The sequence below is a fragment of the Robinsoniella sp. genome (assembly GCF_034124845.1).
In genome coordinates this window covers 1-9,428 of sequence record NZ_JAWYAJ010000265.1, presented here as the reverse complement: position 1 = coordinate 9,428, position 9,428 = coordinate 1, and the positions used below count along the sequence as shown (strand labels likewise).

Here is a 9,428-nt window from a genome sequence, read left to right as displayed (position 1 = left end):
AAACTATTCTGCGCTGGACAAAGATAAAAAAATTGATAATGGCGCAGATAAAGAAATGAAGGTAGAATGCGGCGTTGGAAGTATTGAAGTGAATTTTTAGTATAATGAAAGAACAAGTTAACGCATAATAATAGTAAATAAGGAGGAAATCAGTATGGAACCCAGAAAATTATATAAATCAAAAGGTAATCGTTGGATATGTGGTGTATGCGGAGGAATTGGAGAATATTTTAAGGTGGATCCTACCATTATCCGTCTGCTGATGGTGCTGCTTGGATGTACCACTACAGGAATTATCATCTACATTGTTGCAGCAATCATTATGCCGGATGAATATTAAAAAATTATAAAAAGATTACAATAATATTTGAATAAAACCAGTGAAACAGGCCATACTCCTGATAAAACAGAAAGGGGTATGGCTTAATTTATGTCAAAGAAAAAAGAAAAACCAATTGAGTTAGATAACTTAACGCCAGAGGAAGAATTAAAATACGAAATTGCTGAGGAACTTGGATTATTAGATAAAGTATTAGAATCTGGATGGAAAACCTTGTCAGCGAAAGAAACCGGACGCATTGGAGGATTAATGACGAAGCGGAAAAGGGAGCTGAAAAAGGAAGCATTACAAGGGTAGAGATATCCTCAGGTCGCTGTTCATAGGCATTGAGTGTTCACAGTAACGGCATCTTGCCATGCAAAATCGTCTTCGGCGAGGGTGCTGTGCGCCAATGGCGCACGTTTCGCACCGCCCGAAAGCAACATGTAAACCAGATGACGCAATGTTATGACTTAATTGGTTTTGACGGCTTGCAGCCGGGCGGCACTAGAGCGTGTTTTAAAATTGCTTTCTGGCAGCTGTGCGTCCCAGTTTGTGGGAGATTTGTCCCGGATGAAGGGCGCATAGCGGGCTATGTAACCTGAATTCGGGGCAAATATGCCGCAAACTGGGGCGTGCAGATGACAGGAATGAATTTTCAAACACGCTCTAGTGTGTATGGTACGGTCTGAACAGTAACATCCCAGCTTTCCAGTGTTATAACAGAAAGAATGGTTGAATTCCATCTGCTTTTCTTTTATAATAAGAAAATGATGAAAGTTAGGATGGATACATATTTATGAAAAGTTTACTGGAAGATTTAAATAAAGGAGAGTTTAAGAAGGTCTATCTGCTATATGGAGAAGAGTCATACTTAAAGCATCTCTATAAAAATAAGCTGAAAGATGCCCTGATTCCGGAAGGGGACACAATGAATTTTTCTTCATATGAGGGAAAGAGCATAGATGTGAGGGCGGTGATTGATCAGGCTGAGACCATGCCTTTTTTTGCGGACAAACGTTTTTTGTTAATTGAAAACAGCGGTTTCTTTAAAAATGCCAATGTCCAGATGGCAGAATATATTCCCCAGATACCGGAATCCACCTGTATGGTATTTGTGGAGGATGAGGTTGATAAAAGGGGAAAGGTCTATAAGGCTGTAAAAAGTGCTGGAAGAGTAGTTGAACTTGGCAGACAGGATGAGAAGACACTGACCAGATGGATTCTGGGAACGCTGAAAAAAGAGCATCGAAACATTACCGAATCAACCATGCATTTGTTTATGGAAAAAACAGGTACCGATATGGAGAATATTCAAAAAGAGCTGGAAAAGCTGGTTTGCTATACCATGGGGCATGATGTGATCACAGTGGAAGATGTTGAGGCTGTCTGCACGACACGCACGGTAAATAAGATCTTTGATATGATTAATGCCATTGCGGAAAAGAGGCAGAAAAAAGCACTGGACTTGTATTATGACCTTTTGGCATTGAAAGAACCTCCAATGAGAATTTTATTTCTAATCACGAGACAGTTTAATTTGTTAATGCAGGTAAAAGAATTGCGTAATCAGGGATTTGACACCCAGGCACTGGCGCCTAAGATCGGACTCCAGAGCTTTATTGCAAGGAATTATGTGCGTCAGGCAGAAGCTTTTACCTTGGAGCGGTTGAAAGAGGCGGTAAATGACTGCGTGGAGGCGGAAGAGGCGGTTAAAACAGGGCAGATGAACGATGTTATGAGTGTGGAATTATTAATTGTGAAGTATAGCCATTAGCGGCACCAGTATTTGCAGAAAAGCAATTTAGAGATATGTTCCAGTGTATAAATTTTGGCAGGTGTGGTAATACTTGGTTGTGTAGTGAATAAGAATAAAAAAAGAACCTTCGGTTGACGGTGCCGAAGGTTCTTCTTACATGTATAAAATTATGCGATACTGTTTACTGCTTTTGCTAAACGAGAAACTTTTCTAGCAGAAGTATTCTTATGATAAACGCCTTTTGAAGTAGCTTTATCAATAATAGCAGTAGCTGATAATAAAGCAGCTTTTGCAGCTTCTTTATCCTGTGCAACAACAGCAGCATCTACTTTTTTAATCGCTGTTTTAACGCCAGATTTGATCGCTTTATTGCGTTCAGCCTTTGTTCTGTTTACTAAAATTCTTTTTTTTGCAGATTTAATGTTAGCCAATCCGTACACCTCCAAAATATTTTAATTTGAAATGATTAATTTTATTGTTACATTAAAGCCGGACACGGACGTTCTAATGTAAACATACTCATATATTCTAGTCCAAGATATCTTTCTTGTCAATACATAATTCGCAAAATTATGTAAAAAATAGTAAAAACAGTTACTGCTCAGACCGTGCCGTGCACTTGGCTGCACGGTGTCGGAGCCAATAAAGTGGCGGTATTCGGGCATCTGGTCTACGCTCCGCTTCGGTCCGTGCTAAACGTGCGCCACTGGCGCACAGCACCTCGCCAAAGGCGACTTTAAATGGGCAGATGCTGTTACTGTGAGCATCCGAAGGGTGTGAACAGTAACTAAAAACAAGAGATGGTGTGTCTGACGATGGATTTTTTCTATTATAACAGCGCACCCCATAGAAGGAGGAACATATGCTGGGTAAATTTAATATCCGAACAGACCTTGCGTTAGAGGCAAAAGAAAGTTTTGAAGAGGATGACGTTAAGATCAGAGGTGTCAGGATCGAGGAGGAGGAAGACGAGAAACTGGAGATCAAAACCACTACAGTGGTGATTGAGACGGAAAATGGCGCAAAGTCCATGGGAAAGCCGGTTGGAACTTATATCACTCTGGAAGCGCCCAACATGTCTGTACCGGATGAAGATTATCACCGGGAGATTAGTAAAGAACTCGCCAAACATTTAAAAGAGCTCATGGGGGAAGAGGAAAAATCGGTCCTGATTGTCGGACTTGGCAACCGGGAAGTAACCCCTGATGCGATCGGTCCCAATGTTGTAAACAATGTAAAAATCACCCGCCATGTAATCAAAGAATACGGAAAGGCGTCCATGGATATGGATAAAGCAAACCAAGTCAGCGGACTTGTTCCGGGCGTTATGGCACAGACCGGAATGGAGACATTGGAAATTATCCGTGGTGTTGTAGATGAAACAAAACCGGATCTTGCCATTGTAGTTGACGCCCTGGCGGCCAGAAGCACCAAAAGGCTCAGCAGGACAATCCAGTTAACAAATACGGGAATCAATCCGGGTTCCGGTGTTGGAAACCACCGCAGCGGCATTAACGAAGATTCCCTGGGTATTCCGGTAATTGCGATCGGCGTCCCTACCGTTGTAGATGCGGCAACAATTGTCAACGACACTATGGAAAACCTGGTCGCAACCATGGATGCAACTCCACAGATGCAGGATTTGGGCGGCGTACTGGGAACCATGAACCAAATGGAGAAGCATCAGATGATCAGTGAACTGATTTCCCCCCATCTGAATACGATGTTTGTAACGCCCAAGGATATTGACGAAACAGTAAAACGAATCGGATATACCATATCAGAAGCATTAAATATTGCATTGCAGTTGGCATAAATGAAAGTTTCATCTCATATATTAAAGAATATGGGGTGAGAATATGAAGCATAAAGAGAAATGGATACGAATCATATTGTGGCTGCTGTTTTTTGTTTTGGGGGGTTACATTATATATAGAGGAATCGGGATTGCATCGGAAAATGGATGGTTTGAGAAATCATCTGTAGTTTCCAGTATCTACAAAGGAATTGAGGAAATGTCTGTGGGCACTTTTATGCCCGGGCTTTCTTACTCAGCAAATCAGACAAGCAATGGGGAGCATTGGTTGTCTGATTTGTTTAGTGAAAGCTTTCCCTTGTATGAATATGTGAATATGCAGGAAGGTTACGAACAGAATATAGAAAGCAAAAGTGAATATGAAATGATTTTGGCGGCAGAAGCAGCGGCGGAAGACAATATGGTGCCAAGGCCAAAAGAAGAGATGCCGCAGGATACCGGCGAAACGATTGCTGCTCCGGAATCGGAAGTGGCAAGTGCCCAGGAGGAGACGCAAGGCCAGACAGGAGATGCCACTCAGAGAAGTTTGGACAGCGTTGCAGCAGATGCCGGCGTGATTAAGCGGTCGCCGGTTGTGGAATTCCCCATGGATAAACTGTTGGATTATGATTACGTCCTGAATAACTTTTATGCAATCGATATGACGACTACCATTGACAGAGAGCATCTGGATGTAAATAACCTGATAAATGAGAAGATGACTTTGGAACAGGACAATTCCAAGCCTCAGATTTTAATCTATCATACCCATTCCCAGGAGGCGTTTGTTGACAGTGTGCCGGGGGATGTGAGTACTACAATTGTAGGTATCGGAGAGTATCTGTCCAATATCCTGCGGAATAAATATGGTTACAATGTAATTCATAATACCGGTGTCTATGATTTGATTGATGGGGAACTGGACCGGAATAAGGCATATGATCTGGCTTTTGAGGAAGTATCACAGGTATTAGCGGATAATCCCTCTATTGAAGTGGTCATTGATTTACATAGAGATGGAGTGGACGGTAAGAAAATGGTAACCGAGATTGATGGAAAGCCCACCGCCCAGATTATGTTTATCAACGGACTTAGCAGAACAACCCAGAATGGAGATATTACCTATCTGCCCAACCCGTATATTCCGGATAATCTGGCATTTGCATTTCAGATGAAGTTAAAGGCAATGGAATATTATCCTGATTTTACGCGAAATAATTATCTGATGGCGTACCGGTTTAACATGCATCTGCGTCCCAAGACCCTGCTTGTGGAATCCGGCACCCAGTTAAGCACGGTAGAGGAAGAGCGCAATGCCATGCTGCCTCTGGCAGATATTTTGCATCAGGTACTCAGTGGGGAGTAGACAAGAGGGGAATAAATGTGATACACTGTCTTGGAAAGTCAAATACAGCTCTAAGCAGCGGAGAATTGACCCTTGCGGCAGTCGCTGGATGGACATACGGGCGTGTCCGCCAGGCTCGCTGCCCGGGGAAGTCAAAAACCCCGCTGCAAGCGATGGGGCATCAAATTTGAAACGCTGCGAGCAGCGGGTTTTTTAACCTCGCGGCAGTCGCCACATGGACGCGCCAGCGTGTCCGTTTGGCTCGGTGCTCGCGGAAATAAAGTCGACGGATAGCGATTCGACCCACTGAGGAGGAACAGACGTGGCAGAGATAGATCAGAGCAAAATAAGGAATTTTTGTATTATCGCTCATATTGACCATGGTAAATCAACATTGGCAGACCGTATTATAGAGAAAACGGGACTGTTAACCAGCCGAGAAATGCAGGCTCAGGTATTAGATAATATGGATTTAGAAAGAGAACGAGGCATTACAATTAAAGCACAGGCCGTAAGAACTATCTATAAGGCGAGAGACGGGGAAGAATACGTTTTCAACCTGATTGATACGCCTGGGCATGTGGATTTTAACTATGAGGTATCCAGGAGTCTGGCAGCCTGTGACGGGGCGATCTTAGTAGTAGATGCTGCACAGGGAATAGAGGCACAGACTCTGGCAAATGTATATCTGGCAATGGATCACGATCTGGATGTTATGCCGGTGATCAACAAAATTGATCTCCCAAGTGCCGATCCGGAACGTGTAATTAATGAAATTGAAGACGTAATCGGAATAGAAGCACAGGACGCACCCCGTATATCAGCCAAGACAGGACTGAATGTAGATGAGGTTCTGGAACAGATCGTAAATAAAATACCGGCGCCTGCTGGCGATCCGGGAGCACCTTTACAGGCATTGATATTTGACTCTATCTATGATTCATACAAAGGGGTTATCGTATTTTGCAGAATCAAGGAAGGTTCGGTAAAACGCGGCACCCAGATGCTTATGATGGCTACAAAGGCAACTGCGGAAGTGGTTGAGGTAGGCTATTTTGGTGCAGGACAATTTATTCCATGTGAAGAATTAAGCGCCGGAATGGTTGGCTATATCACAGCCAGTTTGAAAAATGTAAAAGACACCCGGGTGGGAGATACCATCACAAATGCCCAGAATCCCTGCAAAGCACCGCTTCCGGGTTATAAAAAAGTAAATCCTATGGTATATTGCGGTATGTATCCGGCAGATGGTGCCAAGTATCCGGATTTACGGGATGCTTTAGAAAAATTACAGTTAAATGACGCTTCCCTGCAGTTTGAAGCGGAGACATCCATTGCTCTTGGTTTTGGTTTCCGCTGTGGATTCTTGGGATTATTACACCTGGAAATCATTCAGGAACGTTTAGAACGTGAATACAACCTGGATCTGGTAACAACGGCGCCGGGTGTTATCTATAAGGTATATAAGACAAACGGCGATGTGATTGAACTCACCAACCCGTCTAACCTGCCCGATCCTTCCGAAATCGAATATATGGAAGAACCGGTTGTAAATGCCGAGATTATGGTAACAACGGAATTCATAGGTTCCATAATGGAACTCTGCCAGGAACGCCGGGGTGTTTACTTAGGGATGGAATATATGGAAGAGACCAGAGCATTATTAAAATATGAACTGCCCTTAAATGAGATTATTTATGACTTTTTTGATGCGCTGAAGTCCCGTTCCAGAGGTTATGCTTCATTTGACTATGAAATGAAGGGCTATGAACGTTCGGAACTGGTAAAACTGGACATCCTGGTGAATCGGGAAGAAGTAGATGCACTGTCTTTTATCGTTCATGCGGCTACCGCATACGAAAGAGGGCGTAAAATGTGTGAGAAGCTGAAAGAAGAGATTCCAAGACAGCTGTTTGAAATACCGATTCAGGCAGCAATCGGAAGTAAGATCATTGCCCGTGAAACGGTAAAGGCAATGCGTAAAGACGTTCTTGCAAAATGTTACGGCGGTGATATCAGCCGTAAGAGAAAACTTCTTGAGAAACAGAAGGAAGGTAAGAAGCGTATGAGACAGATTGGCAATGTGGAAATTCCTCAGAAAGCTTTTATGAGCGTGCTGAAGCTGGACGATAGATAAGTAAATTTTAGAACATGTAATAAAAAAAGGATTCCAACTCTCAGGAATCCTTTTTTTTGTGATGTTTTACACACTCCGTCAGTAAATACTCTATTTGCCCGTTAATAGAGCGGAAGTCATCTTCCGCCCATTGGGCCAGGTCATTCCAGAGGCTGGCAGACAGCCTTAACGGAACCTGTTTTTTACTTTTGTCTTTTGGTTTATTTTCCAATGCTGCCATCCTCCCCTTTTAAATTATGAAATAAAGATGTTTGCTTAATAAAGTGAGCCGCTGTTTACGATGGGCTGGGCATCTTTGTTGCCGCAGAGTACAACCAGAAGATTGCTAACCATGGCTGCTTTTCTTTCTTCATCTAATTCCACAATCTCATTTTCACTTAATTTCTGTAAAGCCATTTCCACCATGCTGACAGCGCCTTCCACAATTTTTTGACGGGCATCGATAATAGCGGCTGCCTGCTGTCTCTGAAGCATTGCGGAAGCAATTTCAGGAGCATAGGAGAGATGGGTAATACGAACTTCCATAATGTTAATGCCTGCATCTGCAACTTTTTCCTGTAATTCACCTTTCATGATGTCAGCAACTTCCTGGCTGCTGCCCCGAAGTGATCTCTCATCCCCGCCTTCACTGGTATCGTAAGGATATCTTCTGGCTGCATTTCGGGTAATTGCATCACACTGGATAGAAAGGTATTTTTTGTAGTTTTCTACATTTAATACGGCTTTCGTTGCATTTTCTACTTTCCAGATCACTACCGTACCGATTTCGATAGGGTTTCCAAGTTCATCATTTACTTTTTGCTTTTCATTATTTAAGGTCAATGTCTTAAGTGATACTTTTTTGCTTCCGTCTCCTCCGATATTAACGTTTGCTCCGTTTCCGGCTGAAGCGGTTACATATCTTTTGACCGTGGGGTTAATTGCAGAGCAAAATGGGTTTACCCAGAAATACCCATCATTTTTTAAGGTTCCGTAGTAATTACCAAAAAGTGCAAGAACCAGAGCTTCATTCGGATTAATAACTTTCAAGCCTCCGAATCCAATACATGCAACAGTGAAAATAATGATTGACAATGTAACAACAACGCCTGATAAAGCACCTTCAAAAACGGATACACCTACAATAAATAGGGCAACACTTCCTAAAAGACCGATAATGCACAGAAATAACATCCCCATGCCGTTTGCTGCTTTTAAGTCTTTCTCTTCTGTTATCTTCTGTTTGTTGATCTCCATAATCCCATCCTCCTTCAGATGATTATAATGATATTAAATTGATATCATTATAATAACCTCAAATAGTTTGAAAGTCAAGATGTTTTAAAAGAATTTTAGAAATATTGTCTTATATTTTATGCATTGTTATACTTCCCTGATATGAGGCTGGAATCCGTTGTAAAATAAAGGAAAAAATGTTATACTCCAAACAGAAATATAGCATGAAATTGCAGGGGAAAAGGGGTAAGCAAGGAGAAAAAATAATGTGAGAGGAGAAAAAAGATGGGAGAGAGGTTTTTAGAGAGAAGGTTTTTGGAAAGAAGGTTTGTTAAGAAAAAGTGTCTAGAAAGAAAGTATTCATCCAGGGAGCATTTTTTGGGGAAGTTTGCATCCGTCATTTCTGTTTACATGATTCTGGCAGCGGGGATTTGCATGCTGGGGATGATGGTGCCGTCATTGACTGCAAAGGCTGAGAATGCTGCAACTTATGCTGAATTTACAACGGAATATGCAAAGCCCGGAATGCCGCTTAAGGTAGAACTGCATGGGGAACCTGTATCAGGGGAGCTAATGTATAAGTGGTCTGTGAATGGCAATGCAATCGATAATGGCACAAACACCTACATACCGTCAGAAAAAGATTTGGAAACTTTTATTGAAGTGACGGTTTATACGGATGACGGTAAAAATAATTTTTCCTGTAATCTATATTGCAGCCAGCTTCCGGTTATGTACATAACCACAGAGGCAGAAATTCAGAACAAAGAGGATTATGTTGCAGGTACTCTGACCACGAAGCGGAATGAAGAATATATAAATCAGGAAGCAACCGTTTACAATGGTGATATTGAAATA

11 protein-coding genes are annotated in these 9,428 nt (G+C 42.2%); 7 read left to right on the top strand and 4 right to left on the bottom strand.

What is annotated here, in order from left to right:
• Nucleotides 1–154: 154 nt before the first annotated feature.
• Both ACH2DQ_RS13120 and ACH2DQ_RS13115 read left to right on the top strand, forming a co-directional pair.
• The gene (locus ACH2DQ_RS13120; protein ID WP_394912797.1) at nucleotides 155–340 is read left to right on the top strand and encodes a PspC domain-containing protein; all 186 of its coding nucleotides are present in this window, start codon (nucleotides 155–157) and stop codon (nucleotides 338–340) included.
• A 90-nt stretch (nucleotides 341–430) separates the two neighbouring features.
• Nucleotides 431–637 carry a small, acid-soluble spore protein, alpha/beta type gene (locus tag ACH2DQ_RS13115; RefSeq protein WP_044296589.1) on the top strand — a complete coding sequence of 69 codons (207 nt, stop codon included), beginning with the start codon at nucleotides 431–433 and terminating at the stop codon, nucleotides 635–637.
• A 155-nt stretch (nucleotides 638–792) separates the two neighbouring features.
• Here the strand turns inward: ACH2DQ_RS13115 and ACH2DQ_RS13110 are convergent, their stop codons facing one another.
• Nucleotides 793–1,065, bottom strand: coding sequence for a DUF6783 domain-containing protein (locus ACH2DQ_RS13110; protein ID WP_394912796.1), 273 nt, complete (start codon nucleotides 1,063–1,065; stop codon nucleotides 793–795).
• A 53-nt stretch (nucleotides 1,066–1,118) separates the two neighbouring features.
• Between ACH2DQ_RS13110 and holA the strand changes: the two genes are divergently transcribed.
• Nucleotides 1,119–2,096 (top strand): DNA polymerase III subunit delta, encoded by a 978-nt coding sequence (gene holA, locus ACH2DQ_RS13105; protein ID WP_394912795.1) that lies wholly within the window; start codon nucleotides 1,119–1,121, stop codon nucleotides 2,094–2,096.
• 149 nt (nucleotides 2,097–2,245) lie between these two features.
• Here holA and rpsT read toward each other — a convergent pair whose 3' ends face one another.
• Nucleotides 2,246–2,509 carry a 30S ribosomal protein S20 gene (rpsT, locus tag ACH2DQ_RS13100; RefSeq protein ID WP_027296967.1) on the bottom strand — a complete coding sequence of 88 codons (264 nt, stop codon included), beginning with the start codon at nucleotides 2,507–2,509 and terminating at the stop codon, nucleotides 2,246–2,248.
• A gap of 431 nt (nucleotides 2,510–2,940) precedes the next feature.
• On the opposite strand from rpsT, the gene gpr reads away from it, so the two are divergent.
• The 3 genes from gpr (at nucleotide 2,941) to lepA (ending at nucleotide 7,355) form a co-directional block, all read left to right on the top strand.
• Nucleotides 2,941–3,894: a GPR endopeptidase gene (gene gpr, locus ACH2DQ_RS13095; RefSeq protein ID WP_394912794.1), complete on the top strand. Its 954-nt coding sequence runs from the start codon at nucleotides 2,941–2,943 to the stop codon at nucleotides 3,892–3,894.
• A gap of 43 nt (nucleotides 3,895–3,937) precedes the next feature.
• Nucleotides 3,938–5,239 carry a stage II sporulation protein P gene (locus tag ACH2DQ_RS13090; RefSeq protein ID WP_394912793.1) on the top strand — a complete coding sequence of 434 codons (1,302 nt, stop codon included), beginning with the start codon at nucleotides 3,938–3,940 and terminating at the stop codon, nucleotides 5,237–5,239.
• Nucleotides 5,240–5,540: 301 nt separating this feature from the next.
• Complete coding sequence (gene lepA / locus ACH2DQ_RS13085) at nucleotides 5,541–7,355, top strand: translation elongation factor 4 (protein WP_394912792.1); 1,815 nt, start codon at nucleotides 5,541–5,543, stop codon at nucleotides 7,353–7,355.
• Nucleotides 7,356–7,395: 40 nt separating this feature from the next.
• On the opposite strand, the gene ACH2DQ_RS13080 is transcribed toward lepA, so the two are convergent.
• Nucleotides 7,396–7,575: an Arc family DNA-binding protein gene (locus ACH2DQ_RS13080; protein ID WP_394912791.1), complete on the bottom strand. Its 180-nt coding sequence runs from the start codon at nucleotides 7,573–7,575 to the stop codon at nucleotides 7,396–7,398.
• Nucleotides 7,576–7,610: 35 nt separating this feature from the next.
• Nucleotides 7,611–8,591, bottom strand: coding sequence for an SPFH domain-containing protein (locus ACH2DQ_RS13075; RefSeq protein WP_394912790.1), 981 nt, complete (start codon nucleotides 8,589–8,591; stop codon nucleotides 7,611–7,613).
• 264 nt (nucleotides 8,592–8,855) lie between these two features.
• On the opposite strand from ACH2DQ_RS13075, the gene ACH2DQ_RS13070 reads away from it, so the two are divergent.
• A partial coding sequence (locus ACH2DQ_RS13070; RefSeq protein ID WP_395027019.1) for a hypothetical protein occupies nucleotides 8,856–9,428 on the top strand: 573 nt, incomplete at its 3' end.